The sequence below is a fragment of the Winogradskyella maritima genome (assembly GCF_042650215.1).
In the GTDB taxonomy this organism is placed as follows: Bacteria; Bacteroidota; Bacteroidia; order Flavobacteriales; family Flavobacteriaceae; genus Winogradskyella; species Winogradskyella maritima.
The window spans coordinates 315,389-341,122 of the sequence record NZ_JBHSAT010000004.1 but is presented as its reverse complement, the minus strand read 5'-3'; the positions used below and the strand labels follow the sequence as shown (position 1 = coordinate 341,122).

Annotated in this window: 28 protein-coding genes and 1 tRNA gene; 12 read left to right on the top strand and 17 right to left on the bottom strand. The window is 37.9% G+C overall.

What is annotated here, in order from left to right; translation table 11 throughout:
• Positions 1-77: 77 nt before the first annotated feature.
• The 6 genes from ACFOSX_RS02540 to ACFOSX_RS02515 all read left to right on the top strand — a co-directional run bounded on the left by ACFOSX_RS02540 (position 78) and on the right by ACFOSX_RS02515 (position 5,376).
• Positions 78-395, top strand: coding sequence for a GIY-YIG nuclease family protein (locus ACFOSX_RS02540; RefSeq protein ID WP_386096699.1), 318 nt, complete (start codon positions 78-80; stop codon positions 393-395).
• 212 nt (positions 396-607) lie between these two features.
• Positions 608-1,159: a CopD family protein gene (locus ACFOSX_RS02535; RefSeq protein ID WP_386096697.1), complete on the top strand. Its 552-nt coding sequence runs from the start codon at positions 608-610 to the stop codon at positions 1,157-1,159.
• Between the two features lie 141 nt (positions 1,160-1,300).
• Positions 1,301-2,755: a sensor histidine kinase gene (locus tag ACFOSX_RS02530; RefSeq protein WP_386096695.1), complete on the top strand. Its 1,455-nt coding sequence runs from the start codon at positions 1,301-1,303 to the stop codon at positions 2,753-2,755.
• A 38-nt stretch (positions 2,756-2,793) separates the two neighbouring features.
• Complete coding sequence (locus ACFOSX_RS02525; protein ID WP_386096693.1) at positions 2,794-3,576, top strand: enoyl-CoA hydratase/isomerase family protein; 783 nt, start codon at positions 2,794-2,796, stop codon at positions 3,574-3,576.
• Positions 3,577-3,591: 15 nt separating this feature from the next.
• Complete coding sequence (locus ACFOSX_RS02520) at positions 3,592-4,242, top strand: hypothetical protein (protein ID WP_386096691.1); 651 nt, start codon at positions 3,592-3,594, stop codon at positions 4,240-4,242.
• A 60-nt stretch (positions 4,243-4,302) separates the two neighbouring features.
• Entirely contained in the window at positions 4,303-5,376 is a 1,074-nt protein-coding gene (locus ACFOSX_RS02515; protein WP_386096689.1) for a PA0069 family radical SAM protein, read from the top strand.
• Between the two features lie 2 nt (positions 5,377-5,378).
• On the opposite strand, the gene ACFOSX_RS02510 is transcribed toward ACFOSX_RS02515, so the two are convergent.
• From ACFOSX_RS02510 to ACFOSX_RS02495, 4 genes are all read right to left on the bottom strand, one after another.
• Positions 5,379-8,015 (bottom strand): T9SS type B sorting domain-containing protein, encoded by a 2,637-nt coding sequence (locus ACFOSX_RS02510; RefSeq protein WP_386096687.1) that lies wholly within the window; start codon positions 8,013-8,015, stop codon positions 5,379-5,381.
• Positions 8,016-8,122: 107 nt separating this feature from the next.
• Positions 8,123-8,797 (bottom strand): HD domain-containing protein, encoded by a 675-nt coding sequence (locus tag ACFOSX_RS02505; protein WP_386096685.1) that lies wholly within the window; start codon positions 8,795-8,797, stop codon positions 8,123-8,125.
• On the bottom strand, positions 8,794-9,531 hold the full coding sequence (locus ACFOSX_RS02500; protein ID WP_386100184.1) for a lysophospholipid acyltransferase family protein: 738 nt from the start codon (positions 9,529-9,531) through the stop codon (positions 8,794-8,796). Before ACFOSX_RS02500 ends, ACFOSX_RS02505 begins: the two co-directional genes overlap by 4 nt.
• A gap of 126 nt (positions 9,532-9,657) precedes the next feature.
• On the bottom strand, positions 9,658-10,068 hold the full coding sequence (locus ACFOSX_RS02495) for a BrxA/BrxB family bacilliredoxin (RefSeq protein ID WP_386096683.1): 411 nt from the start codon (positions 10,066-10,068) through the stop codon (positions 9,658-9,660).
• Positions 10,069-10,274: 206 nt separating this feature from the next.
• On the opposite strand from ACFOSX_RS02495, the gene ACFOSX_RS02490 reads away from it, so the two are divergent.
• From ACFOSX_RS02490 to ACFOSX_RS02480, 3 genes are read left to right on the top strand one after another with little or no spacing between them, the layout of a single operon-like run.
• Positions 10,275-11,069 carry a TerB family tellurite resistance protein gene (locus ACFOSX_RS02490; RefSeq protein ID WP_386096681.1) on the top strand — a complete coding sequence of 265 codons (795 nt, stop codon included), beginning with the start codon at positions 10,275-10,277 and terminating at the stop codon, positions 11,067-11,069.
• A 6-nt stretch (positions 11,070-11,075) separates the two neighbouring features.
• The gene (locus ACFOSX_RS02485) at positions 11,076-11,294 is read left to right on the top strand and encodes a hypothetical protein (RefSeq protein ID WP_386096679.1); all 219 of its coding nucleotides are present in this window, start codon (positions 11,076-11,078) and stop codon (positions 11,292-11,294) included.
• Entirely contained in the window at positions 11,261-11,398 is a 138-nt protein-coding gene (locus ACFOSX_RS02480; RefSeq protein ID WP_386096677.1) for a TraR/DksA C4-type zinc finger protein, read from the top strand. The genes ACFOSX_RS02485 and ACFOSX_RS02480 overlap by 34 nt, the downstream gene beginning before the upstream one ends.
• Here ACFOSX_RS02480 and ACFOSX_RS02475 read toward each other — a convergent pair whose 3' ends face one another.
• From ACFOSX_RS02475 to ACFOSX_RS02445, 7 genes are all read right to left on the bottom strand, one after another.
• Positions 11,399-11,557, bottom strand: a complete 159-nt coding sequence (locus ACFOSX_RS02475) for a hypothetical protein (RefSeq protein ID WP_386096675.1) — start codon at positions 11,555-11,557, stop codon at positions 11,399-11,401.
• Positions 11,558-11,610: 53 nt separating this feature from the next.
• Positions 11,611-12,771 carry a metal ABC transporter permease gene (locus ACFOSX_RS02470; RefSeq protein WP_386096673.1) on the bottom strand — a complete coding sequence of 387 codons (1,161 nt, stop codon included), beginning with the start codon at positions 12,769-12,771 and terminating at the stop codon, positions 11,611-11,613.
• Positions 12,764-13,891, bottom strand: a complete 1,128-nt coding sequence (locus ACFOSX_RS02465; protein WP_386096671.1) for a metal ABC transporter permease — start codon at positions 13,889-13,891, stop codon at positions 12,764-12,766. The genes ACFOSX_RS02470 and ACFOSX_RS02465 overlap by 8 nt, the downstream gene beginning before the upstream one ends.
• Before the next feature lie 136 nt (positions 13,892-14,027).
• On the bottom strand, positions 14,028-14,816 hold the full coding sequence (locus tag ACFOSX_RS02460; protein ID WP_386096669.1) for a metal ABC transporter ATP-binding protein: 789 nt from the start codon (positions 14,814-14,816) through the stop codon (positions 14,028-14,030).
• A gap of 48 nt (positions 14,817-14,864) precedes the next feature.
• Positions 14,865-15,776 carry a metal ABC transporter solute-binding protein, Zn/Mn family gene (locus ACFOSX_RS02455; protein WP_386096667.1) on the bottom strand — a complete coding sequence of 304 codons (912 nt, stop codon included), beginning with the start codon at positions 15,774-15,776 and terminating at the stop codon, positions 14,865-14,867.
• A gap of 2 nt (positions 15,777-15,778) precedes the next feature.
• Complete coding sequence (locus tag ACFOSX_RS02450; protein ID WP_386096665.1) at positions 15,779-16,537, bottom strand: transporter; 759 nt, start codon at positions 16,535-16,537, stop codon at positions 15,779-15,781.
• Positions 16,538-16,634: 97 nt separating this feature from the next.
• The gene (locus ACFOSX_RS02445) at positions 16,635-17,294 is read right to left on the bottom strand and encodes a metal-dependent transcriptional regulator (RefSeq protein WP_386096663.1); all 660 of its coding nucleotides are present in this window, start codon (positions 17,292-17,294) and stop codon (positions 16,635-16,637) included.
• A 124-nt stretch (positions 17,295-17,418) separates the two neighbouring features.
• Between ACFOSX_RS02445 and ACFOSX_RS02440 the strand changes: the two genes are divergently transcribed.
• The gene (locus tag ACFOSX_RS02440) at positions 17,419-17,817 is read left to right on the top strand and encodes a hypothetical protein (protein ID WP_386096661.1); all 399 of its coding nucleotides are present in this window, start codon (positions 17,419-17,421) and stop codon (positions 17,815-17,817) included.
• A gap of 148 nt (positions 17,818-17,965) precedes the next feature.
• Here the strand turns inward: ACFOSX_RS02440 and ACFOSX_RS02435 are convergent, their stop codons facing one another.
• The 4 genes from ACFOSX_RS02435 to ACFOSX_RS02420 form a co-directional block, all read right to left on the bottom strand.
• On the bottom strand, positions 17,966-18,106 hold the full coding sequence (locus ACFOSX_RS02435; protein WP_386096659.1) for a FeoB-associated Cys-rich membrane protein: 141 nt from the start codon (positions 18,104-18,106) through the stop codon (positions 17,966-17,968).
• A 2-nt stretch (positions 18,107-18,108) separates the two neighbouring features.
• Positions 18,109-20,208: a ferrous iron transport protein B gene (gene feoB, locus ACFOSX_RS02430; protein WP_386096657.1), complete on the bottom strand. Its 2,100-nt coding sequence runs from the start codon at positions 20,206-20,208 to the stop codon at positions 18,109-18,111.
• Positions 20,201-20,434, bottom strand: a complete 234-nt coding sequence (locus tag ACFOSX_RS02425) for a FeoA family protein (protein ID WP_386100182.1) — start codon at positions 20,432-20,434, stop codon at positions 20,201-20,203. Before ACFOSX_RS02425 ends, feoB begins: the two co-directional genes overlap by 8 nt.
• An 81-nt stretch (positions 20,435-20,515) precedes the next feature.
• Positions 20,516-21,196: an SCO family protein gene (locus tag ACFOSX_RS02420; protein WP_386096655.1), complete on the bottom strand. Its 681-nt coding sequence runs from the start codon at positions 21,194-21,196 to the stop codon at positions 20,516-20,518.
• A gap of 208 nt (positions 21,197-21,404) precedes the next feature.
• Between ACFOSX_RS02420 and rseP the strand changes: the two genes are divergently transcribed.
• Positions 21,405-22,745, top strand: a complete 1,341-nt coding sequence (gene rseP, locus ACFOSX_RS02415; RefSeq protein WP_386096653.1) for an RIP metalloprotease RseP — start codon at positions 21,405-21,407, stop codon at positions 22,743-22,745.
• Between the two features lie 96 nt (positions 22,746-22,841).
• A tRNA-Asn gene (locus tag ACFOSX_RS02410) sits at positions 22,842-22,915 on the top strand.
• A gap of 680 nt (positions 22,916-23,595) precedes the next feature.
• Here ACFOSX_RS02410 and ACFOSX_RS02405 read toward each other — a convergent pair.
• Together ACFOSX_RS02405 and ACFOSX_RS02400 are read right to left on the bottom strand one after the other, a co-directional pair.
• Positions 23,596-24,597 (bottom strand): LacI family DNA-binding transcriptional regulator, encoded by a 1,002-nt coding sequence (locus tag ACFOSX_RS02405; protein ID WP_386096651.1) that lies wholly within the window; start codon positions 24,595-24,597, stop codon positions 23,596-23,598.
• Between the two features lie 64 nt (positions 24,598-24,661).
• Complete coding sequence (locus ACFOSX_RS02400) at positions 24,662-25,615, bottom strand: NAD-dependent epimerase/dehydratase family protein (RefSeq protein ID WP_386096649.1); 954 nt, start codon at positions 25,613-25,615, stop codon at positions 24,662-24,664.
• Between the last annotated feature and the right edge of the window lie 119 nt (positions 25,616-25,734).

Here is a 25,734-nt window from a genome sequence, read left to right as displayed (position 1 = left end):
GGGCATTTGTTGAAAACAAAGTCCGTTTTGTCAATAGCATCTTGTGAATTAAATTTAGACACTCTAAATCCAAAAGCATGAAATTTTATTATGTCTATATGCTAGAATGTTCAGACAAGACCATCTATACAGGTCTTACCAATACTTTAGAAAGAAGATTTAAAGAGCATGCTTTTGGTTTAAATGAAGAATGCTACACGTATAATCGAAGACCTTTAAAATTAATTTTCAGGCAAGAGTTTTTACAATTTGAACAAGCAGAAATGTTTGAAAAAAGACTCAAAAGATGGAGTAGAAAAAAGAAGTTGGCTCTAGCAAATGAGGATTTTGATTTACTGAAAGACTTAGCTGTTTGTAAAAATGACACACATTCTAAAAATTTTCAGAAATCATAGTTTATTTTTGCTTCAAAGGCATCTCTCGAATTACTCAAAAAAGTAACTTCGTTGAAAATTTATTTTCAGAGTATTGGTGCTCGATGTGAAAGTATTTAGAATATTTTAATAGACAATTCTTCTGTCAGGTCGAGCGGAGTCGAGACCCTTTTTTTAATAACATAAATGACAAGTAAACCCGAAGCTTCTGGACTACCTCACAGGAAATTAATATGGCAGAATACTACAACTACATCAAAGCACTCCACTTGATTTTCATTATCACGTGGTTCGCAGGTTTATTTTATATCCCGAGACTTTTTGTATATCAAATTGAGGCTTCCGAAAAAGAATCTCCGGCTAAGGAAATTTTGGGCGAGCAATTGGCGTTGATGGCCAAACGACTATGGACGATTATTACATGGCCATCTGCGATTTTAGGCACAATTTTCGGGCTGACGCTTTTATATCTACGCCCTTTTTACGTCACAGATACCTGGATGCAGGTAAAACTAGGATTCATTCTATTGCTTTGGCTTTACCAACTTATGACCCAACGCTATTACAAGCAATTGCAACAAGGCATCGTAAAAAAATCATCGAATTTTATGCGACTTTGGAATGAAGGTGCCACCTTTATTCTATTTGCAGTTATCTTTTTGGTGATGCTCAGAAATGCGTTTTCATGGGTTTTCGGAGTCGTGGGCATTCTAGTGTTAGGATTATTATTGATGCTTGGCTTCAAGATTTACAAGCGCATCAGGGAAAAGGCAAGTGCCAAATAGCCAAGCGCAAAATTCTAAAACTTGATATATACAGATTTCAATCCACCGAAAGACCTTGAAATTTCAAACTTTTAATTTGGAATTTGTTGCAAGCATTTTTGGTTTGATTATTGCTATATTTAGCAGAATTCAAGCCCTAGCATGAAGCTTAAAAAATTATCCTTACGAGCCCGAATCTTTACCGCCATGATTCTCCTGGTGCTGTTGGCCTCTGTGCTTATTGCCGCCGTGACGATTTACCAGTACAATGAAGAGGCGCAAGAATACCATAAAGAACGCTTGGAGCGGAAGGAAGAGAACATTCGTGAGAGTGTCAAATACACTATTCGCGAAACCACATTCCCGGTAAACACCGAGAAAATCCCACTAATTTTTAAGGACGAAATCTATAAAATCAGGAATGTTCATAATCTCCACGTCAACATTTATGATTTGGATGGCGGTCTGTTAAAAAGCTCAGTAGTATCTTTTGAAAGGGATAGTCTTCAAGAGTGTTTAGATGCCGAAGTATTAAATGCTCTGTCTAATACAGCCGAGCACCGCTATGTTCGCAAAATTGAAGAAAATGGGAAGGTTTTCCAATCTTCATTTACTTATATACAAGACGAAAAATTTAAGAATATTGCCATCCTCAACATCCCTTATTTACAAGATGACGATTTATACGAGAGGGAACTAAAAGAATTTTTAGGGCGTTTGGGCTTAGCCTATTTGGCCATGATTTTGGCCGCAATTGTACTAGCCTATTTTGTGTCGAAATATATCACACGTTCTCTGAAAACCATAAGTCAAAAGATGGACGAAACCCGACTGGAAAAGCGCAACAAAAAAATTGAAATAGATTCGTCGAGTGAAGAAATTGTAACCTTGGTCAATTCTTACAACAGTATGATTGATGAACTTGAAGAATCTGCTGTTAAATTAGCGACTAGTGAGCGTGAGCAGGCGTGGCGTGAAATGGCAAAACAGGTGGCTCACGAGATTAAAAATCCGCTAACTCCAATGCGATTGAGCGTGCAGAGCTTTCAACGTAAGTTTGATCCTTCAGACGATAATATCCATCAAAAGGTTGATGAATATAGTAGTACGTTGATTCAACAGATTGATACCATGAGTTCCATCGCGTCGGCTTTTTCAAACTTTGCGAAGATGCCAGCACAGAAGAGCGAAATTCTTAACGTTGTACACATCGTTAAATTGGCTTTGGATATTTTTAACGAGCACTATATTACGTTCCAAGCCACATCTGAAGAAATCATTGCCAAATTTGACCGTACACAACTTATTAGAGTGGTGACCAACTTAGTTAAAAATGGTATTCAAGCAATTCCGGAAGACCACCCAAATCCTAAAATTGACGTTAAGGTATTTTCAGAAGACAATTCTGTATTTATTACCGTAGAAGATAACGGTAGCGGTATTTCCGAAGAGAATACGCCTAAGGTTTTTGAGCCAAAGTTTACGACTAAAACCAGCGGTATGGGCCTTGGTTTGGCCATGGTAAAAAACATTGTGGAAACCTACAACGGAAGTATTAACTTTACGTCCACATTTGGCGAAGGCACTATGTTTACGGTGTCCTTCCCTAAGGAATAAGAAACTTTCAGAAAAAAAAAATTTAAAACCGACCAGCTATGAGCTACGATAATCTTTTGGTTTCGGAATCTAACGGAATCGCTACAATAACCATCAATAGACCAAGTAAACTCAATGCGCTAAACAAAGCAACGATTGAAGAATTGCACAATGCTTTTGACGCTTTAGACCAAGATAAAAGTATCAAGGTCATCATCATCACGGGTAGTGGTGACAAAGCCTTTGTCGCTGGGGCAGATATCAGTGAATTTGCCGATTTTAATGTAGCTGAAGGTGGCAAATTGGCGGCTAAAGGTCAGGAATTATTGTTCGATTTTGTAGAACAGTTAAGCACGCCAGTTATAGCGGCGGTCAATGGTTTTGCATTGGGTGGTGGTCTAGAATTAGCCATGGCATGTCATTTTAGAATTGCCAGCGTTAATGCAAAAATGGGACTCCCGGAAGTTTCGCTAGGTGTGATTCCAGGTTATGGAGGTACACAGCGCTTGCCACAATTGGTTGGCAAAGGACGCGCTATGGAGATGATTATGACGGCAGGTATGATTGATGCGGATAAAGGATATACTTTTGGGTTAGTGAATCATGTTGTGGCTCAAGAGGAATTGATGGAGTTCTGTGAGTCCATTGCCTCTAAAATAATGCGAAACTCTTCGGTTGCTATTGCTCAAGTTATCAATGCGGTGAATGCCAACTATAAAGATGGTATCAACGGATTTGAAGCAGAAATTGAAGCCTTTGGCAACTGCTTTGGGACGGCTGATTTTAAAGAAGGCACCACGGCATTTTTAGAAAAACGTAAGGCGGATTTTCCTGGGGAATAATTAACAAATATTAAATTGAAAAGACTCATAAATTTTTTGACATTAATTTTATTCTTTAGTTGTAATAATGAAAAAAATATTACTATTGAAGAGGAGGGTCTTTCTATTCTTTATACGAAAGAGTTTAAAGAAGTTATGACCAATCCAAGGTTTATAAAAATACAATTAGACTCAATTAAAAATTTTTCAACTTTAATAGACAGAATGGGAGAATTAAGTTGTGATCGTAAGATATCGGGTCTAAGTTTCGTATATGATAAAACGGAATACAATCTGATAGGATCTGTACCTTGTCCTATTTCAGCAGATATATTATGCTATTTTAGAGTCAATCACATTTTTATCAAAAACGATTCGCTATATACTTCTAGGGGTAAAACTAAAGTGAAGCAACCTATTGAATATTTAGGTAAATACATTGACGATTTAATCCAAAAAACTTATACGCATCATTATAAGGAAGACAAAATGAAGACGGCGATAATCAATTTAAATATAGAGGACCAATACCCCATTTCAACTACCAAAAAGGTTTTAAGTGAAATTTACAACGAATTCAATCGTATTGCTTTAGAAAAGGGAGAAGACTATTTCAAATATCATATATTATTTGAAAAATTTGTTTTTTTAAATATACCACCGCCTCCACCTCCGCCATCAAAATAACTTTTTTTAAAACTACACCCTGTAGCTAGACACAACCCATTTTCATTCTAATTTTATAGAATGAAGGATGAGGCCATTATTAAAGGTAGGGGTGCACAGCGCAATGTTCACAATCGTTTTTTTGAACTCTCCCATGAGCAACGCAATGACTTTCTGGAATACTGCCAAAAAGAAGGTGAACTGGCCGATAAAAACAAGACGCTTTATCTCCCTGTATTTCCTAAAACGATTGTCAATAAGGTAACCAGCCCAGATGTGGGGATGGCCTTTTCCATGAACATGTATCAAGGCTGTGAACATGGTTGTATCTATTGCTACGCGCGTAACAGCCATGAATATTGGGGCTACAGTGCTGGGTTGGATTTTGAACGTCGGATTCTCGTTAAAAAAGAAGCTCCCAAATTATTGGAAGCCTTTCTAAAAAAGAAGAGTTGGAAAGCCAATACCATCGTCATGTCTGGCAACACAGATTGTTATCAACCTGCAGAGAAGAAATTTGAGCTGACGCGAGAATGCCTCCAGGTATTTTTAAAGTACAAACATCCGGTTGGTATTATAACCAAAAACGCATTGATTCTTCGGGATTTGGATATACTCAAGGCATTGGCTAAAGACAATCTAATTGCCGTCAACATTTCCATTACCTCATTGTCAGAAGAGACAAGACGAATTCTAGAACCGCGAACGGCAACCATCAAAAAGCGATTAGAGACCGTTAAAATTCTTAGTGAGAATGGTATTCCAGTCAAGGTGATGATGGCGCCAATAATTCCATCCATTAACAGCCATGAAATATTGCCATTAGCCAAGAAAGTTTCAGAATTAGGTGCTTTGAGTATAGCGCATACTATCGTACGATTAAACGGGGCAATCGGTGAAATATTTACAGATTGGATTCATAAAACTTTACCAGATCGCGCGGATAAAGTATTGCATCAAATTGAAGATTGCCACGGTGGCACGCTAAACGAAAGTCGTTTCGGCAAACGCATGCGAGGTGAAGGTAAGATTGCAGAACAAATAAATATGATGGTGGCTTTAGCGCGACAGAAGTATTTCAAAAATAAAGCAATGCCCAGATTGAATTGTGAATTGCATGAACAATATAAAGATGAACAATTAAAGTTATTTTAATATTATCTTTTCAATGTAAAATGACCAGTATAAGTTAATCCATTTTGTCTTTCCAAAATAAACCAATAATCTGCTGTAGGTAATTTTTTTCCATTAAATGTTCCATCCCACCCTCTTTGATTTGCACTAAGTTCTGTTATTAACATCCCGAAACGATTAAATATATAAATGATATTTAGAGGTTCTTGAGTAGCGTTATTTAATTGCCAAAAATCATTAACTCCATCTCCGTTTGGCGTAAAAAACCTTGGAAAGTTCAATAAAAAAACGTCTTTACTTACGAGCCCACAATTATTTTTATCTCTTACAAATACTATATAGGCACCAGCTTGTAAATTATTAAAATAATTTTCGTCTTGATAGTTTATTCCATCTATTGAATATTCGAAGTCACCATTGTTTTGTGTTAAAACAGTAATAATATTATTGTTGTTAGTCCAGTCTACTATGTCGATATCACTTATTATTGGAGTTTCTGATTCAAAAACAGTAACTGTTTTTACCGTAACACAAGCAACATCATCATAAATTAACGATGCTGTTAATGTAAAATCCCCAGCTTGATCGACATTTAAAATTTGTGTTGCATCTCCAGTAGACCATAAATAGCTATCATATCCCTGATCAGCAATTAAATCTATAGTGCTATTGCTACAAATAAAAATTTGTTCAGGTAATTCTTCGAAAACAGGATTATCCAAAACATTTAGCTTTATGTGGCGTCCAACTCCTAGACAACTATTATCTATACTATTTTCTACTCTAACATATATATATTCAACATTTGGAGAATTTATATTTCTATAGTTTGAAGTATTGATAATAGTATTAGATTCTAATAGAGCGTCTGGGATATTTCTATAGAAAGTTATTGACAATTCTTGTTCTGTTGGAAACAGATTTTTTATGTCTACGATAGTAGAATTTAAATTAAATGAGGCAATACCTAAATTTTCATTGGATCCTTCATCACATGAGTACAGGTTTATCAAAAAATTCTCTGGAATTTGTGTTGTTGATACTAATAAGTTTACAATTGATGTACTAAAACAAAAATTATCATTTTCAATTCTTGCAAACACCACATCTATGCTTGGTATTTCGTTTGTATAGGCTGAAATATTAGTAATGATATTTGTTTTGTTTTCTGCATCGATTAGAGTTTCATAAAACGTAATGTTTTCATTTTCATGATTTATAGAGATTAAAGATGATGCCTCGTTAAGATTAAAACTGCTTATTCCATCTAAGTCATTGTCGCATTGACTCAATTCAACTATACTTTCAACTATAGGAATTTCGTTGACGGTAACTATTCTTGATTGATTATAAGTATTACCATTGGAGTTAATACTTAAAGTCACTTCGTAATTCCCGCTTGTATCATAAAAATGTGTTGGATTTTCAGTAGTTGACGTATTTCCATCTCCAAAATCCCATAAAATACTGTCATAAGGCTCGCCGATATTGGCATTAAACAAAGTTATCTCGCCTTCACATGTATTGTCAGCCTGAAAGCCTGAATAAAAGAAAGATTGAATAAACGGAGGAAGGCCTAATAAAGATTTTCTACCACCTAGATACAATCCGTCTTCCTCATAGTTGCAATTTTCTTGTAGATTATTCGGTGAATTTATGACGTGTAAAAAAGAATTATCCCATTCTGAAACATAAATTTTACCATTTGGAGCAAGTTGTAACCCGCCATATCCAAAGGTAGAATCAGTATTTAACTTTACGGTATATTGAGAATCGAGTATCCCAGCTGTAGTTGTAATATCAAATTGAAATATTCCAGAACCAGAGGAAACGTAAAGTAATTTGCCGTCCGGAGAAAATTCAAAGCCATAAGGTTGCGTAACTAATTGATTACTGGTAGGGTGAAAAAAACCTATACTTACTGAATTACTAATACTCCCATTTTCATTGTTGAAATCGTACAATTCAAATGAACTATTAGGAATACCCATAACTAATTTTCTCCCGTCTGGAGTAATTTTCATTTGACCAAGCGTGGTAAAACCATCACCCGTAACATTTATAGGGCTACCAACGGTACTAACTACGGGAATAGTATCTACACCATTAGAAGATATTCTATATGATAAAAAATGGTTGTTACCATATTTATGGGCCACGACCCAATATCCGGTAGAAGATGAATTTTGTATTGCACTTAGTTTTTCTGATATAGGTGTAAACAGCATAATGTTTTTGTCATCTGTCACTGCCCCTAAGCCAGAATCTAAAGACATGTCAACTTCCGTATATTGTAATCCATTAGGGCCACCTTGAGCATCAGTAGTAAAAATATAGTAGATGTTTTCTGAATTAGGTTTAGGGATAATTATGGCTGAGTTTGTGCTAGTATAATTGCCATTAAGATCATTCCCATTTTCCATGACATTATGGTTTTTATTGAAGACGGTAATACCATCAGTATAGAATAACAAATCTCCATTTGTGTCAGATATAGTAGCACACCCTTCACCGGTGTTAAGTTCTCCATCTAATAAAATACTGGGGTTTTCTGCACCTGTAAATCTTAAACCAGCAAACTCTCCAAAATACCAGTGATTTGCTTCGTTTTGTGAAAACGAAAATGAACAAAGTAAAAGAAAAACATAGATGAGTCTCATATAGAGATAAATTTACGAAATCCTATGAAAAGATTGATTTACATGGGTTAATAAAGATCCAATGTACTGTAAGTAAATTATAATGCTAAACACCTGCGAAAAGATGATTAATAGTTGCTTTTTGAAATGCTCTTTCCATTACACTCCGCATAAAACTGTTCTAAAAAACCTTCCATATAAATATGTCTATCAGCAGCGATTCGCCGCCCGGTTTTGGTGTTCATTCGGTCTTTTAGGAGTAATAGTTTTTCGTAAAAATGATTGATGGTAGGTGCAGTCGATGTTTTGTATTCTTCTTTGCTCATAGTCAAATTGGGTGATATATCAGGATTATAGAGTGCCCTATTTTTAAATCCACCATAATTAAAACAACGTGCAATACCAATGGCACCGATAGCATCGAGTCGGTCTGCATCTTGAACGACCTGCATTTCCAAAGAATCGAATCTTTTTCCAGACTCTAAGGAATTTTTAAAAGACATATGTTCAATAATAGCCACGACATGATTGATAATTTGACTATCCACATTTTGTTGAAAGAGAAATTGTCTGGCCTTTTTTGGACCGATGGTTTCATCACCTCCATGAAATTTAGCATCTGCAATATCATGTAGTAGTGCGGCTAGACTAACCACTAAATCATCTACCTTTTCATGCTTGGCGATGAGCAAACTGTTTTTAAAAACACGCTCTGTATGAAACCAATCGTGACCGCCTTCAGCACCTTGTAATTCAGACTTTACAAATGTTTTTGTGGCTTCAATTAAGGCATGGTCTTTCATACAACTATAGCATTTGTAATTTGCTGTTCAATAGTTTCTATTAAAGCAATTCGGTCTTCAAACTGATTTAGCTCTAGTGGCTTGTGCACTTCAAAAGTAATATGCGCTCCAAGACCCATAGGAAACTTTCCATAACGCAAGGTTTTCCATGAATTATTAATTGTCACTGGAAGTACAATCGCATCGGGAATTTCTTCAAACATCGTCAACAAACCTTTTGATTTAAATGGTTTTGGCTCGCCAGTTCTACTTCGGGTACCTTCAGGAAAAATGACGGCTGCCCAATGATTTGTCCTTATGCGTCCTGCAAATGCTTTAATGGCTTCAATGGATTTTACGGGTGCTTTTCGATCTATCAACACCGAACCGCCATGACGCAGATTATAAGATACACTTGGGATGCCTCTGCCTAGTTCTTTTTTACTCACAAACTTAACATGGTGTTTACGTAGATACCAAATCAAAGGCGGAATATCATACATACTCTGATGGTTGGATACTATGATAACGGGTCTGTTTTTTTCAATCTGATGCGGATTTGAAAACGAGAATCGAGTGCCCAATACGTTTAAGCAACGCATTATGAAAAACTGTAGCCAATCCACACTGACCTTATGGGCTTTGTAGCCAAAAACGTTATGGCAAAACCATTGAATAGGATGAAATACCACCAAGGTTAACCCAAAGCACACAAAGTATAAAACGGTTAAAGGATAAGCCAGAAGTTTAGTCATACGGTAAAAATAAAAAACTGCCATATTTTGAGTTGACTCAAGGTGACAGTTTTTAATAAATTTTCAGGAAGCTTTCCGCCTGAGTTTTCTTTTTCCTTTGGAAAGAGGGTTAGGGAGAAAGGCTTTTTAACAATACTCGTTGTAAGCGTCCATAAGGTTTTCGGCAATCAATTCTGCAGGGCGACCTTCAATATGGTGACGCTCTAGCATATGTACAAGTTCACCATCCTTAAACAAAGCCATACTCGGTGAGCTCGGAGGAAACGGTACCATGTGTGCTCTCGCTTTATCTGTAGCTTCACGATCTACACCTGCAAAAACAGTGACAAGATTGCTCGGTTTTTTATCATTATTTAGGCTCATTAAAGCCCCAGGTCTTGCGTTGGCTGCTGCACAACCACAGACAGAGTTTACGACAACCAAGGTTGTTCCCTCTGCAGTAATTGCGGCATCAACAGCGTCTGCTGTATGTAATTCTGAAAACCCCGCGCTGGTTAAATGTTCGCGCATCGGTTTTACTAATTCTGCTGGATACATATATGTGTGTTTAAATTATTATTGATTTGAGTGGCAAAGATACCACATCTCTAACAAATCAGGATGCGGTGATACTAACAAATGGTATATTTACTCGGGACAATTTTTAAAGTTATAATTTTGTCCTCGTGAATCTGCATGAACGTTTAAAAGAAAAATGAACTTGAAGATAAGCAGATTTACACATTGATAAAATCTATTAAAGCATGAGTTTTTCAAAATGGATAGGTGCTGCTATCGGTTGGTCCTTTGGAGGTCCTCTCGGAGCAATAATTGGCATGGCCCTGGGCGGTATTGTTGACGGTATAACCGATGGTGACGGAAGCCCGTTGTTAGGGGAACGTCAATCCGACAGACGAGGATCACGTGACCCCTATAGACAGCAACGCACCAGCCAATCCCAACAACGACCAAGAACACAGTCTGGCGATTTTGAAGTCAGTCTTTTGGTATTGGCGTCCATTGTGATAAAAGCAGACGGTAAGCAGGATCAACGCGAACTCGATTTTGTTCGTCAGCAGTTTACTAATATGTATGGGAAGGAACGCGCCAATCACGCCTTTAAGTTATTCAAAAACGTCACGAAGCAAACTATTTCTACCAGACAAGTATGCACGCAAATCCGAGTGATGATGGATCACCCCTCACGTTTACAGTTGATACATTTTTTATTCGGAATTGCGAAAGCCGACGGTATTGTCACTGAGGATGAATTGAAACAGATCTATACAATTGCGGGTTATCTCAATATCAGCAATCGTGATTTTGAAAGCATTAAAGCCATGTTCTACAACAGTAGCGATAATGCTTATAAAATCCTTGAAATTTCAAAATCTGTAACCGACGATGAGGTGAAAAAAGCGTATCGACGCATGGCTAAAAAATACCATCCAGATCGTGTAAGCCACTTAGGAAAGGAGCACCAAGCTGGAGCTGAAGAGAAATTTAGACAGGTGCAACAGGCCTATGAGCATATTCAAAAAGAACGTGGGTTTAAGTAATTTGAAATGACTTCAGAAGAAATTAAAGCCAAACTCGAAGAAGAAATTGCTCAAACCGAAGCGCAGATTTTACGTTTACAAGAATTGACTAAACCTATTTCTCCCAATGATGCCATTGGACGTGTAAGTCGTATGGATGCGATTAATAATAAAGCGTTAATGAAAATTCGTTACGTCAGGCGGAAGCCAAATTGTCTAATCTTAAACGTGTATTGGAGAATGTAGGTACACCAGATTTCGGGATTTGTGTAAAATGCAAACAGACTATTCCGTTGGGAAGAATATTTATTAGACCTCAAAGCTTGCTATGCGTTAATTGTGCTAGGTAATCAAGACTTGGAATCAGATTCCTTCTTGATTTTATCACTCTTTTCAATGTGTTTAAAGTAGCGTTTCTCTTTATACTTTCGGATTAAAAGTACCAATACCACAATCAAGCCCAAAAGCATTAAGCCACCTTGACCCGTTACGTAATCTATAAATTTCATGGTTTAGTTTGAAGGTTTGTCGGAATGATTGGTATTCGCTTTCAAAATTAAGATTATCCACGAAACAAAAAGAAATCATCTTTAATGTCTTCAATTTGAGCGTCTTCATTGGTGATGATATAATCAATCGCTTTTGATGTAAAAAGATCCCCTTTTTCTGTGAGTGAAACGATGTCCGAGTCAATCGTAATCATATTATTTTTTAAGGCTAAATCCAACACGCTCTTTGCTCTTACTTTTTGCCAATTAATGTGTTCTCGCAGATGGTTGACATGGCGTTCTTCGAGTTCATTATGATTTTTAAGATGAAGTAAAAACGTAATGAGAGATACCTCACGGCGTTGCTGTTTTTCTCTATATAGCACGGCAATCACTCCTTTTGTTGGTGCGAAGAGATATACCAAAAGGAAGATAAACCCAAGCATTGTTGTGATGGAACCTGCAATGGAGGCATCTAACCAATGCGCAAACCAATAACCGGCAATAGCACTCAGCACGCCAAAACTAATAGCCAAGCCCAGCATTTTCTTTAAATCGGTGGTCAATAAATAGGCGGTTGCTGCAGGTGCAATCATTAACGCAACCACCAAAATAGCACCAACGGCATCAAAAGCACCAACTGTAGTTACTGAAGACACGGTCATTAATCCGTAATGGATAATTGCAGGCGTAAAACCCAATGCTGAAGCCAAACCAGCATCAAAGGTGCTAATTTTCAATTCTTTAAAAAACGCAATTAACAATCCGATAGTGATGGACAAAATGACACCAATAATCCAAAGGGATTTTGGACCCCAGTCGGCGTCGCCAACAACCAGTCGGTCAAAGGGTGCAAAAGCCAATTCGCCTAATAGTACGGCATCCACATCGAGGTGGACATCGTTGGCATTTTTGGCAATTAGAATAACACCGATACTGAACAAAGCGGGGAACACTAAGCCTATGGCTGTATCTTCTTTTACCAATCCGGTTTTTTGAATATACTCTACCAATACAACTGTGATGATACCTGTAAGTGCAGCCAATACAATTAAAACTGGCGAGTTAAGATCGTGCGTAATGAAAAAGCCCAAAACAATTCCCGGTAAAATAGAATGGCTAATAGCATCACTAATCATAGCCATTTTCCGAAGGACTAAAAATGTCCCCGGTATGGCACAGGCAACGGCGACCAAACTGGCGATAAGCTGAATTTCGAGTTGTGCGCTATTCATCGTCTGAAGATTGTTGATTGTACAAATCGGCCGCTTTTTTAAATCCTGTTTCCGTGAGGCTCCACATGTTACCTTCTAGCTCCACCCAGTTGCGCTCAACCAGTTCGTTCAACGTAGCTTTGGTGTAGCCTTGAAAATTGTTTAAAATTTTAATAGTATGTGGATGGGATAAATCGTCATGGGTTTTTGCAATTTGATGCATAAAAGCTAAGGTCTTGAAGAGTTCTAAATCGCGTCGGTTTTTTATAATCCTGAGTTGTTTAAACAACAAACCACGTGAAGGCGAAAAAATAAATGAAAACATCACGAATATGGTTGCCACGATGACAATAACCGGTCCAGTGGATAGATTATTTTGGCTGGCACTAATCGCCGTTCCAAAAACGCCTGAAAACGCGCCAAAAAGTGCCGCTAAAACAACCATTTTAGAAAGGCTATTGGTCCATTGTCGCGCAGCTGCTGCTGGCGCCAATAACATAGCACTCATTAACACTACGCCTACAGTTTGAAGTCCTAAAACAATTGCCAAAACAATAAAGCTGGTAATTAAAACATCGATGGTTTTGGTGTTAAATCCTAGCGTTTTGGTATAGTCGGCGTCAAACAAGAGGATTTTGAATTCCTTCCAAAAGAGTAATAAAACCACCAGACAAATTCCTGTAACAATGGCCATTAACCAAACATCGGCCTCCACCAATGTTGCTGCTTGTCCAAATAGATATTTATCCAACCCGGCCTGTTTGGCATTCGGTTGTTTTTGGATAAATGTGAGCAACAACATCCCAAAACCAAAGAATATGGATAGAATTAACCCAAGTGCCGTGTCCGATTTTAAGTGTGTCTTTTTCACGATACCTCTAATCCAAAACGTCCCGATGAGACCGCTAACTAATGCGCCCAATAAAAGTGCATTACTGTCTTTGGCTCCCGTTAATAAAAAAGCAATAGCAATTCCGGGTAGCGCCGCGTGAGAAATGGCATCACCCAAGAGACTTTGTTTACGGAGTACAGCGAAACTGCCGAGCATTCCTGTTACGGCACCGAGTATTGCCGTTCCCAGTGTTATGGTTCGTAGGGTGTAGTCGGTAAAAACGAGTTCTATGTAGTCTTGTATGTTCATAAATTCCTGCGAAAGCAGTCCCGAAACTTCGGGATTATCCTACGTTTCACAATTTTTATTTAATAATACCTACAAGGTTCTAAAAGCCTTGCAGGACTAGTGAATTCCCCATCTGGGGGCTAGGGGGCTTGTCTTCTTACTCTTGTATACTCACTTTATAATTAATCCCGTATGTTTTGGTTAAATTATCATCATTGAAAATATCCTTTACAGGGCCTGTGGCTATTTTCTTCACGTTTAAAAAGGTCACCCAATCAAAATATTCTGGGACGGTTTGTAAATCGTGATGAACAACAATAACTGTTTTTCCTGCTTTTCTCAATTCTTTTAATATGTTAATAATAGCGATTTCCGTTGTGGCATCAACACCCTGAAAAGGTTCATCCATAAAATAAATCGATGCGTTTTGCACCAACGCTCTGGCCAAGAAAATACGCTGTTGTTGTCCTCCAGAAAGCTGACTGATTTGTCGGCCCTTAAAGGCGAGCATACCTACTTTTTCTAGAGCCTCGAGTGCGGCTTTCTTCTCTTTTTGCCCAGGACGCTTTATCCAGCCAAGGCTTCCGTAAGTGCCCATCATGACAACATCTAGAGCTGTAGTAGGAAAATCCCAATCCACACTGCCTTTTTGCGGTACATAGGCAACTAAAGACCGCTGTTCTTCATAAGACTTTCCATAAATCTGAACGCTTCCAGCAATCGGTTTTAGTATCCCTAGAATAGCTTTTATTAAGGTCGATTTTCCTGCACCGTTTGGCCCAACAATGGCCATAAGAACCCCTTCGGGAATTTCCAAATCAATATCCCAGAGTACAGGTTTGTAGTTGTAGGCTACGGTGAGGTCGTCTACTTTTACTGCCAGTACACCTGAGTCCCGAATGTCGTCGGGAGTAGGGGTTTCATTATTTTCTATTTCTTTTTTCATTTTAATTTTCAGACCTGTCAGGTTTTGAAAACCTGACAGGTCTTGGTTTTATTTCAAAGCGTTCACTATTATGTTCACGTTATATTTAAACATACCAATATAGGTGCCTTCAGCCGTGCCGGCGTTGCCTAAAGCATCACTGTAAAGTGTTCCTCCAATATCCACATTAGTACCCTTCGATTTCACAGCAGCTTGAAGCGCTTCAATGGTCCGCTGTGGTACAGAGCTTTCTACAAAAATGGCTTTGACCTTATTTTCAATTATAAACTTGGCTAACTTCTGAACATCTTGAACACCAGCTTCAGTAGCGGTGGATAAACCTTGAAGACCAACAACATTGAATCCGTAATTCTTTCCGAAGTAATTAAAGGCATCATGCGCAGTAACTAAAATTCGTTTGTCCTCTGGAAGTGTACTTATGACTGAATTTATTTCTGCTTCGAGTTGCGTGAGCTTTTCTAAATAAGTATTCAAATTTGTTTTGAACGTTTCAGCATTATCTGGGTCGTTTTCAGATAAGGTCTTTTCAACTTGAATAGCAAATTCCTTGAAATATGCAATATTGAACCAAACATGTGGGTCATAATTTGAGGCAAAATAATCCGAGCCTATTAAGCCCGATTTGTCAAGCTTTTCGCCTAAGGCCAATTGCACTTTATTCTTACTCTCCATTTTCTCGAAAACCTCAACGAGTTTACCTTCCAAATGAAGTCCGTTGTAAATGATAATATCGGCATTGACCAATTTAGAAACATCGCCTTCACTGGCTTTATACAAATGCGGGTCTACGCCAGAACCCATCAATCCTTGAAGATTAACCTTGTCGCCACCGATGTTTTTCACCAAATCGGTAATCATGGTTGTAGTGGTGACCACGTTGAGTTTGCCATTGTCTTCCTTTTCGTTTTTACAATTGAAGAACAAGAACGTGATAAAAGTGAGTGCTATAAATCGTTTCATGATTAATTCTGTTTTGAAGGTAATACTCTAAAACTGGCGCCTAAACCGAGTAGGATATCTTGGCCTTCGGTGAGGCTTGTTCCAAAGTAGGCATCGAACTGTAAATTGTTGTTTACTAAATAGGTGAACCCCGCGTCCCAATAATGGTTAAAGCTCAATCCTTCAGGTAAGTAGCCATAAACTTCCACGTAAGCACCTATTTTATCTGATAAACTATAACCATAGGCCAGCGTGTAGAGGTAACTTGCTCGTGTTGTATCGCCATCCCATGACATACCCAAATTGTAACCTAGACTAGAACGTTCGCTCAAGGTGTGTGATAATGAAAACCGAAAATCCGTGCCTGTACTTGTGGTTTTATAATCTTCACCAGCAAAAAACGGATGATTGGTGTGAAGGAGTAATGCAATTTCAGGAAGCAACCCTTTTTCTTCGACAATATCCACCTTAACACCCAGAAGAATAGGTGAAAAGCCACTTGTAACATTATCGAGTTTAGTGTTGTTGACCTTAGTAATACCTTCAACAAAATCCCACCCAACTCTGAATTCAATGCGGTCTAACAAGCCATAACGGATGAGCATTGTATTGTAGGTGTACAGTTCATTTTGAATGTTATTAGCCTCAAAAGATTCGTAAAATCCACCGGTTTCTATCTGAAATACACCTTTGCCGACCGTTGAAGAAGCTTCTGTAGCGTCTGGTCGGTCAGTGACCAATGGGTTTTCAAAACGAGGGTCAATGTCCTGAGAATAAGACAATGAAGAAATTAAAAAAATGATTAAAAAACATGGTCTAGTAATTGAGGCCCTTCGACTGCGCTCTGGGTGACAATAAATAGAAAAATTGTAAAGTTTATTAATTAGTTTCATTGACGTAAATGATTTGTGTAAAGTCCTCATTAAGGACTATGGTATTGTTTAAGATATTAAGTTGTGTCATTTTGGTGGTTGCGAATTGCTTGACCACTGTTAGGGTGTTTCCATATTTAAGACCATTTTGGGCACAGAACTCAAAAAATTCTTTGTCGGTACTCATTAGCCTAGAGATGACATACGTCTTACCTTCTTCTGCATTTAGAAGTGAAATAGACGTGTCTTTGGTGGTAATTTCACCATGACTATTGGGAATGGGGTCGCCATGCGGGTCAAACTTTGGGTGACCTAGGTATTCGCTTATTTTTTCGGCAAGAAAATCAGAGGTTCCGTGTTCTAAAAGTTCAGCTTCGCGATGGATTTCATGCAATGACATATCGAACGTTTTATGAAGCAAGGCTTCCCAAAGACGGTGTTTTCGGATTACGTTAAGAGCCACTTTTTCGCCATTTTTCGTAAGGCGAAGGGCTTTGTATTTTTCATAATTGAGTAGACCTTTCGCATCTAACTTCTTAGCCATATCTGTAGCGGCCGCGCTAGATATACCCAATTTGGATGCTATATTGCCGGGCTTGGTATCCGTACTGTCTTGCTTTTCGTTATTATATATAGCCTTTACGAAGTTTTCAATAGCAACTGACATTTTTAATGGCTTTAATTAAAATTTAAGTATACTTAAAAAGTTTTCAAATGTAACTAAAATTTATCAATTGAATGTGTTCGATTGATTTTTTGTCACTTAGTATTTATTCTCTCGTCTTTAGGATATGAAAACAATAGTGGTTGGTCTGTTTATTTTGGTCGGGTTGACATCGTCAATAAGGTCTCAAGTCTCTAGTTATGACCTGTATCTGGAGGATGAGCTAGAGTTAAACGGTTATTATGTTAATTTCACCAAAGTCATAGATTCTAGATGTCCAAAGGATGTAATTTGCAACAGGTCGGGAGAAGCTGTGGTCTTTTTAGAAGTATACAACGATGATGCGTTGATAGAGACCAAGACAATTTATGTTTATCCGAATGCTTCGCAAAGTATTCAGGACCAAACCGTTTTTGAAGTCAATGGTTACAGAATCAAAATTTATGATTTAAGTCCTTATCCCTTAGCCTTAAAACCAACGAAGCCGTCGGAATATATTTTGCGGGTTGGTGTTTGGGAGCTTTGAAATTAAGTGCAATTTAAAATTCCTACCCTAGTTTAGGGAAGGTGGATTTATTCGCCACAGGAGGATAAAGACGAAAGGGTTGTGTCAAATATTTAAGTTAAAAGGCTAAGTACTTTTTCCGATAATGAGATTCCCGCCTTTGCGGGAACTAGTGACACCCACAATCATCAGTACCACAAGAACCTGAGGCACTTTTCTTTTTTGGTTTCCAGATGAATTTTCGAACCAAATAGACCATTGAAGCACTTATCGCTAAAAAAACCAATATGTTTTGAAGAAGTTCGTTCATGCTTACTTTAAAATTTGATAGGCGGCCAGAGCCACAACATAAGCAAAAGCACTCATGATGAAGAGCTGATACATCGGCCACTTCCAACTATTAGTTTCACGTTTTACAATGGCTAAGGTACTCATGCACTGCATGGCGAAGGCGTAAAAGAGTAAAAGCGAAATTCCAGATGCAAAATTAAATAAAGGCCCGCCGAGAATAGGATTCACTTCGCCTGCCATTCGGTTTTTAATGGTTTCCTCTTCGTCGCTACCTACGCTGTAAATTGTTGCTAAAGTACCAACAAAAACTTCACGCGCAGCGAAAGAACTAACGATAGCTATCCCGATTTTCCAATCGTATCCCAAAGGTCTAATCGCTGGTTCAATAGTACGACCAGTAATACCAATAAAGGAATGTTCTAATTTATGGGAAGCAATTTCTTGTTGAAGGGCTTCTTCAGACATATCGACATTAGCATATTTTTCAGTTACGATTTGTTCCGCATTTCTGAAGTTGTCTCCTGGACCATAAGAGGCTAAAAACCATAGTACAATAGAGATGGCTAATATGATTTTACCCGCACCAAACACGAAGGATTTGGTTTTTTCCAACACTGTCAGGGCCACATTTTTGAATAAAGGCAACTTGTAATTGGGCATTTCTACCACAAAGAAGGTTTTGCTTTTAATCTTCAGGATTTTATTCAGAATCCACGCTGATACTATTGCGGCGCCAAAACCGATGAGGTATAATAGCATTAAGGTTAAGGCCTGATAGCTAAGACCTAAAATTCGACCTTGGGGAATCACCAAACTGATGATAATAAGGTATACCGGAAGTCTAGCAGAACACGTAGTAAATGGTGTCACTAAAATGGTGATGAGGCGCTCTTTCCAACTTTCAATATTACGGGTGGCCATAATGGCTGGGATGGCACAAGCAGTTCCCGAAATTAGAGGAACAACACTTTTTCCGCTTAGTCCGAAGCGTCGCATAATGCGGTCCATTAAAAATACCACACGACTCATATAACCACTTTCCTCCAATACCGCAATGAATAAAAAGAGAAAGGCGATTTGCGGAATAAATATAACGATACCGCCCAATCCAGGAATAATGCCTTCGGCAATAAGATTTGTAAAAGCTCCTGCTGGCAATGCGTTTTTCGTCCACTCACTAAACGAGGCGAAGGTGCTGTCTATAAAATCCATGGGTACTTCTGCCCAGTCATAAATCGCTTGAAAAATGGTTAGCAGAATGACAAAAAAGATGAGGTAGCCCCAAAATTTATGGGTTAAGACCCTGTCTAACTTAATCCGTAAATCCTTCGCGGTTGCCAAGTCGATGGTCTGACCTTGTTTAAGCGTATCATTTATAAACTGATAACGCTTAATCGTCTCCTTTTGCTGGAGACGTTTAAGGTCACTTTCAGACTTTGTCTTAAAATTGGCAACGGCATCAATTGTTTTTCTATCAGTTTTTCCGAAGTTGACATCTTGGGTAATGACTAACCATAATTTGTACAACAGCTGATTTGGAAACGCCTTTCTCAGGTTGTTAAAGTAATCTTCATCAATAGAAGAGGCATTTAAACAAGGTAGAGTAGAAAGCTCTTTATAGTTGGTGATTAGCTCTTTTAATTCTGAAATGCCTTTATTTTTTCGGGTACTGATGAGGGCAATTCTGGTTTTAAGCTGTTTTTCGAGATAAGGAATGTCTAAAGAAATGCCTTTGTAATCCATACGGTCTGCCATATTAATGACGAGAATCGTAGGGATTTCCAAATCCTTTATTTGTGTAAATAACAAAAGATTGCGCTTCAAATTTTCAACGTCTGACACCACAACAGCGACATCAGGGAAATCCTTGTCGTTTCTATTGAGTAATAATTCTATGACAACGTTTTCATCGAGTGATGAGGCATTCAAACTATAAGTGCCAGGCAAATCGAGAATATGGGCTTTTACACCTCTAGGTAGTTTGCAAATGCCTTCCTTTTTCTCTACGGTAATGCCCGGATAGTTTCCCACCTTTTGGTTGAGACCCGTTAAGGCATTGAACACCGAGGTTTTACCGGTATTTGGGTTTCCGATAAGCGCAACATTGAGTTGTTTACTCATCGGTCATTTCAATTTTTATGTGGATAGCCGTTTCTTTACGAATGGCCAAATGGCTTCCGTTAATGTTAAGATACATAGGGTCGGCGAATGGCGCTACTTGAACCAGTTTGACACTGTTGCCTGGTAAACACCCCATTTCTAGAAGCTTTAGAGGGATTTTCGCTGAGGACACATCTACGATGATGCCCTTTTGTCCGCGTTTAAGTTCTGCTAGTGTCAAGCTTATTCTTATTTAGATTGAATTTAAAGAAGCAAAAATAATCAGAATTTTGCTAGCGGTAAAAGGTCTTTTGAATTATTTGGGAACTTAAGACCCGCCAAAGGATTTTAAGATTTCAATATCCGCCAAGAGTTTTTCAATGTCCGTCGGCTCAGTGCCATCGTAAAAACCTCGTATTTGGCCTTTTTTATCGATAAGCATAAAGTTTTCGGTATGAATCATATCATACTTGTCGCCATTGCCTGAAGTTTTTACGGCTAAATAACTCTTTCTGGCAAGTTCATAAATCTGTTTTTTATCCCCAGTTACTAAATTCCATTTACGGTCATCCACGCCTTTTTCTAGAGCATAGGTTTTTAAAATTGCAACGCTGTCACGTACTGGTGTTACGGAATGAGACAAGAGTTTGATGTCCTCATCATCTATAAGCGCTTCTTGAATTTGCAACATGTGGTCCGTCATTATGGGGCAAATTGATTGACATGTGGTGAAGAAAAAATCGGCAACGTAGATTTTATTGTTGTAATCGGCCTGAGTCACTGTTTCCCCGTTCTGATTGGTCAAACTGAAATCAGCAATTTTGTGATATTTCATTTTATGCTGAATGTCCTCGTCCACCATTTCGGCATTAATCATGGCCGGTTGCCATATAGGGAGTGGTTGCTGTACATTTAAAACGTTATAAATAATCGTAATAATGGCCACACATAAAATTCCGAAACCTATGGCGAAGTATTTATAGTCCTTAAAAAACGAAAGGAATGACATACACTTTAATTTGAAATGCAAAAATACAATCCAAACTCAATTTTCGAGTCTGTTTTAACACTAAAATTAGAGCTAAAATCACTTGAATTTGAAGTGTTTTCTTTCAGAATTTATAATCTGCTGTTAAAAATAGAGGAGCCATTAACAAGAGGTTTTCTAAGTGGTTGTAAAAGATTACTTTTGTCCATCGAATTTTGAAAATGAATACATGGAGTTTGTAATAAAAATATCCCAATTTCTACTGAGTTTATCCCTGCTTATTGTTTTGCACGAGCTGGGACACTTTATACCCGCAAAAGCATTTAAAACCAAGGTGGAGAAGTTCTACCTCTTTTTTGACGTGAAGTTTTCGCTCTTTAAAAAGAAAATTGGAGATACGGTTTATGGGATTGGTTGGTTGCCTCTTGGAGGTTATGTAAAAATCGCTGGAATGATTGATGAAAGTATGGACAAGGAGCAAATGGCGCAACCGCCACAACCATGGGAATTCCGCTCCAAACCAGCATGGCAACGTCTTATTATTATGTTGGGTGGTGTTACCGTGAACTTTATTTTGGCTTATTTAATATTCGTCTTTGTTGCACTTACATATGGAAATACTGATTATGACTTAAGTAGTTTTAAAGATGGATATTGGATCGAAAATGAGGTTTTAAACGATGTAGGCCTAAGGACAGGAGATAAGATTTTAAAAGTAAATGGTGAAGAGGTTAAAGCCCATTCGGATGTTATTAGAAACCTAATTACCGCAAAAGAGTTTACCGTTGAGCGAAAAGGTCAGATTGAAAACATTTCTCTTCCTGAGGATTTTTTAGGTCAATTGTCTTCAAAAAAACGTTCAAGCCTTTTCAGTAAACGTATTCCATTTATGGTTGCAGAAGTAAGCGATAGCTCTCAAAATATTAGAGTGGATTTGAAGAAGGGTGATGTTTTACTATCAGTAGAAGGTAAAGAATTACGCTATTATGACCAATTGGAAGCACGAATGAGTGGTTACAAAAATCAAACTGTAGAAGCTAAATTTCTGCGTGATACTGATACAATACTTAGAGATTTAAAGGTGAATGGTGAAGGTAAAATTGGAATATACCCTGGGTTATCAGAACGACGATTCGAAGAGTTAGGATATTTTGATGTAACTCGAAGAGAATATACTTTTGCCCAGAGCTGGGGCGGGGGTGCTGAGATGTTTTACGAAGAATTCACAGGATACTTTGACCAATTAAAGGTGTTATTGACTCCCAGTACAGGAGCGTACAAAGGTTTAGGAGGTTTTAAAGCCATATTTGATATTTTTCCGCCATTTTGGAGTTGGGAAGCATTTTGGAGATTAACAGCCTTTTTGTCAATAATGCTAGGTGTTTTAAATCTATTGCCAATTCCAGCTCTAGACGGAGGACACGTCATGTTTTTATTGTACGAAATGATATCTGGACGTAAGCCAAGCGAAAAGTTTTTGGAACGTGCACAGGTCATAGGTTTTTTCATCTTAATTGCGTTGGTATTGTTTGCCAATGGAAACGACATATTTAAAGCAATTACCAACTAAAAAGAATTGTAATTTTTCATTGAAAAATTGCATTTTAGTTTGGTGACAATTAAAAATTTAATTTATATTTGCGCTCGCTAAAAGCGAAATTAACCTTCCTCTTTAGCTCAGTTGGTTAGAGCATCTGACTGTTAATCAGAGGGTCCTTGGTTCGAGCCCAAGAAGAGGAGCAAAAAAGTTCAACAGAAATGTTGGACTTTTTTTGTGGAACGCATTGGCGAGAAGTTTATGCTTTGGAAAAGTAAAGTGAGTTTGCGGAGGAAAAAAGTAAAGTGTCTTATAAAAACTAAAAAAAGAAAATTAAATTCCTCTTTAGCTCATCCCGAAGCGTCGTGAGGTTAGAGTCCCGCAACTGCGGGATTAATAAGAGTCCCGATAGCTATCGGGATTGGTTCGAGCCCAAGAAGAGGAGCAAACAAAACCGATACGCAAGTATCGGTTTTTTTGTTTACTTTAATTTAATGAGTCATTGCTGTTACATACTATATTCTAAAAAATTGAATCGTATTACGTCGGATATAGTTCTGACTATAATGTGAGGCAAATATTTCATAAAAATCCTGAAGCGAGAAAATACACTTACAACGCTACAGACTGGATATTATACCTTAAAATAGGCTGTATTTCTAAAAGACAAGGACTGGCAATAGAAGCTCATATAAAACGAATGAAGAGCAAAGTTTATATTGAGAATTTGAAAAAATATCCCGAAATGAGAGATAAATTACTCAATCAATATTAAGACGGTTAATCAGAGTCCCGATAGCTATCGGGATTGGTTCGAGCCCAAGAAGAGGAGCAAGAAAGTTCAAAAGAAATGTTGGACTTTTTTTTTGTGAAGTAAAATGATTTATTTTGTCGTGTCTCTTTCACTAATATCAAAAGCCACAGTCTCTATACGTTTTTCTAAAGATGTGTCTCTTAAACGTGCCACCAATAAATCTACAGACACCTTTCCAATCTCTGTCGCATTTTGGGATACCGTTGATAATTTAGGATAGGAAAAGGGGAGGAGCTCGTCGGAGGAAAAGCCAATTATGGATAGTTTCACAGGAACTTTTATATCCAATGATTTTGCAATGTTTAGAGACGCAATTCCGGAGGTATTATCAATAGCAACAATACCATCGATTTTAGGGTCATTGGAAAACATAGCTTTGATGCTATCGTCAAGACTTTCGGATTTATCAATGGTTATTAAATGTGGCTCCAAAACTTTCGCGCTATCTTCTAATGCTTTTAAATAGCCTTGTATTCGTAATTGGCCCACACTGAGTTCATTAATGTAGTTGAGTAATACAATATGGGTTCGGCCTTCGTCAATCAATAACTTTGTAGCTTGATAGGATGCATCAAAGTCGTCGATAATGACCTTGTCACAATCTATGGCATCAGATACACGGTCGAACATTACAATAGGAAAACCATCATTGATAATATCTGTAAAATGCTGGGTGGTTTTGTTGATTTGGGTTTCTTCAGCCACAGCCAAAATAAAGCCATCGACGGTACCGTCTGCTAAGAGTTGCAGGTTTTCTTTTTCTTTGGCTTCAGTTTCTTGTGAGACACAAGTTATGATGTTATAGCCTTTGCTGTTGGCTTGGGATTCTATGCCTAAAAGAACTTTTGCAAAAAACGGATTAAGGATATCAGGGATGATAACACCAATAGTTTTGGTGCTACTATTCTTAAGGTTAACCGCTGTTTTATTGGGTTTATAATTACGGAGCCTTGCTAATTCCTTGACGCGCTTTACGGTATCCTCACTGATTTCGGGATTGTCGTTAAGTGCTTTTGAAACCGTAGAAATTGAAACACTAAGTTCCTTGGCCAATTCCTTAATTGTAATCATAATTACGGGTTTGCTTTCCGCTAAGTTATGATTTTCAAGTTAAAATAAATGAGATATGTTGAATTTAGACCGAGTACTTTGCCTTCAAATTATCTAGCATTTCTTGGGTCATCTTTTTTAAATCGAATTGATGTTCCCAGTTCCAATCTTTTCGTGCTACAGAATCATCGATGGATGAGGGCCAACTGTCAGCAATGGCTTGTCTAAAATCGGGTTCATAATTCATTTTAAAATCAGGAATTTCCTTAGCAATGGTTTCAGCGACCTCTTTTGGCGTAAAGCTGATGGCGGCCACATTGTATGACGACCAAATGCTGAGGTTTTCTGCTGGCGCTTCCATTAACTTAATAGTAGCATTTATGGCATCTTCCATAAACATCATGGGGAGTTCGGTATCTTCAGACAGGAAACTCGTATAGGCTTTGTCGGTAATCGCCTTATGATATATCTCTACAGCATAATCTGTAGTACCACCGCCTGGCATGGCTTTATGGCTAATGATGCCTGGATACCGGACACTGCGAACATCCACGCCATATTTGTCGTGATAATATTCGCACCAACGTTCACCAACCTGTTTGGTAATACCATAGACGGTTGTTGGTTCGCAAATGGTATGTTGTGGGGTATTTTGTTGAGGGGTTGTTGGGCCAAAAACCGCAATACTACTTGGCCAAAATATCTTGTCTATAACTTTTAGTCGAGCTAATTTAAGAACATGAAATAGTGAATTCATATTTAAGTCCCAAGCTTCCATTGGATACTTTTCGCCTGTAGCACTGAGCAGAGCGGCCATGAGATAGACGGTTTTTATGTTATTCTGAATGCAACAATCGTGAATGGCATTATAATTTTTGGCATCTATAATTTCGAATGGTCCAGAATTTACCAAATCCAGATTACGTGTATTGATGTCACTCGCAATAACAGTGTCAACGCCATATTTAGCACGAAGCGCAGTGGTGAGTTCAGTGCCAATTTGCCCACAAGCACCGATTATTAGAATTTTTGAAGGCATGTACGTCTGTCTAAAAATTAATCCTTCAAAAATACTAAGAATTGACCGTTCCGTTTTTAATAATTAAAAAAATAAAGCCAGTTTTAATACGAATTTAGCAGTGCATTTTAAAATACGGC

Coding starts and splice junctions, on each gene's coding strand:
- ACFOSX_RS02515 (WP_386096689.1), top strand. CDS start 4,303: ATGAAGGATGAGGCCATTATTAAAGGTAGGGGTGCACAGCGCAATGTT.
- ACFOSX_RS02440 (WP_386096661.1), top strand. CDS start 17,419: ATGAAAACAATAGTGGTTGGTCTGTTTATTTTGGTCGGGTTGACATCG.
- feoB (WP_386096657.1), bottom strand. CDS start 20,208: ATGAGTAAACAACTCAATGTTGCGCTTATCGGAAACCCAAATACCGGT.
- ACFOSX_RS02500 (WP_386100184.1), bottom strand. CDS start 9,531: ATGACTAAACTTCTGGCTTATCCTTTAACCGTTTTATACTTTGTGTGC.
- ACFOSX_RS02435 (WP_386096659.1), bottom strand. CDS start 18,106: ATGAACGAACTTCTTCAAAACATATTGGTTTTTTTAGCGATAAGTGCT.
- rseP (WP_386096653.1), top strand. CDS start 21,405: ATGGAGTTTGTAATAAAAATATCCCAATTTCTACTGAGTTTATCCCTG.
- ACFOSX_RS02460 (WP_386096669.1), bottom strand. CDS start 14,816: ATGAAAAAAGAAATAGAAAATAATGAAACCCCTACTCCCGACGACATT.
- ACFOSX_RS02510 (WP_386096687.1), bottom strand. CDS start 8,015: ATGAGACTCATCTATGTTTTTCTTTTACTTTGTTCATTTTCGTTTTCA.
- ACFOSX_RS02495 (WP_386096683.1), bottom strand. CDS start 10,068: ATGTATCCAGCAGAATTAGTAAAACCGATGCGCGAACATTTAACCAGC.
- ACFOSX_RS02505 (WP_386096685.1), bottom strand. CDS start 8,797: ATGAAAGACCATGCCTTAATTGAAGCCACAAAAACATTTGTAAAGTCT.
- ACFOSX_RS02445 (WP_386096663.1), bottom strand. CDS start 17,294: ATGTCAGTTGCTATTGAAAACTTCGTAAAGGCTATATATAATAACGAA.
- ACFOSX_RS02535 (WP_386096697.1), top strand. CDS start 608: ATGGCAGAATACTACAACTACATCAAAGCACTCCACTTGATTTTCATT.
- ACFOSX_RS02530 (WP_386096695.1), top strand. CDS start 1,301: ATGAAGCTTAAAAAATTATCCTTACGAGCCCGAATCTTTACCGCCATG.
- ACFOSX_RS02455 (WP_386096667.1), bottom strand. CDS start 15,776: ATGAAACGATTTATAGCACTCACTTTTATCACGTTCTTGTTCTTCAAT.
- ACFOSX_RS02470 (WP_386096673.1), bottom strand. CDS start 12,771: ATGAATAGCGCACAACTCGAAATTCAGCTTATCGCCAGTTTGGTCGCC.
- ACFOSX_RS02490 (WP_386096681.1), top strand. CDS start 10,275: ATGAGTTTTTCAAAATGGATAGGTGCTGCTATCGGTTGGTCCTTTGGA.
- ACFOSX_RS02540 (WP_386096699.1), top strand. CDS start 78: ATGAAATTTTATTATGTCTATATGCTAGAATGTTCAGACAAGACCATC.
- ACFOSX_RS02525 (WP_386096693.1), top strand. CDS start 2,794: ATGAGCTACGATAATCTTTTGGTTTCGGAATCTAACGGAATCGCTACA.
- ACFOSX_RS02405 (WP_386096651.1), bottom strand. CDS start 24,597: ATGATTACAATTAAGGAATTGGCCAAGGAACTTAGTGTTTCAATTTCT.
- ACFOSX_RS02475 (WP_386096675.1), bottom strand. CDS start 11,557: ATGAAATTTATAGATTACGTAACGGGTCAAGGTGGCTTAATGCTTTTG.
- ACFOSX_RS02465 (WP_386096671.1), bottom strand. CDS start 13,891: ATGAACATACAAGACTACATAGAACTCGTTTTTACCGACTACACCCTA.
- ACFOSX_RS02485 (WP_386096679.1), top strand. CDS start 11,076: ATGACTTCAGAAGAAATTAAAGCCAAACTCGAAGAAGAAATTGCTCAA.
- ACFOSX_RS02420 (WP_386096655.1), bottom strand. CDS start 21,196: ATGTCATTCCTTTCGTTTTTTAAGGACTATAAATACTTCGCCATAGGT.
- ACFOSX_RS02400 (WP_386096649.1), bottom strand. CDS start 25,615: ATGCCTTCAAAAATTCTAATAATCGGTGCTTGTGGGCAAATTGGCACT.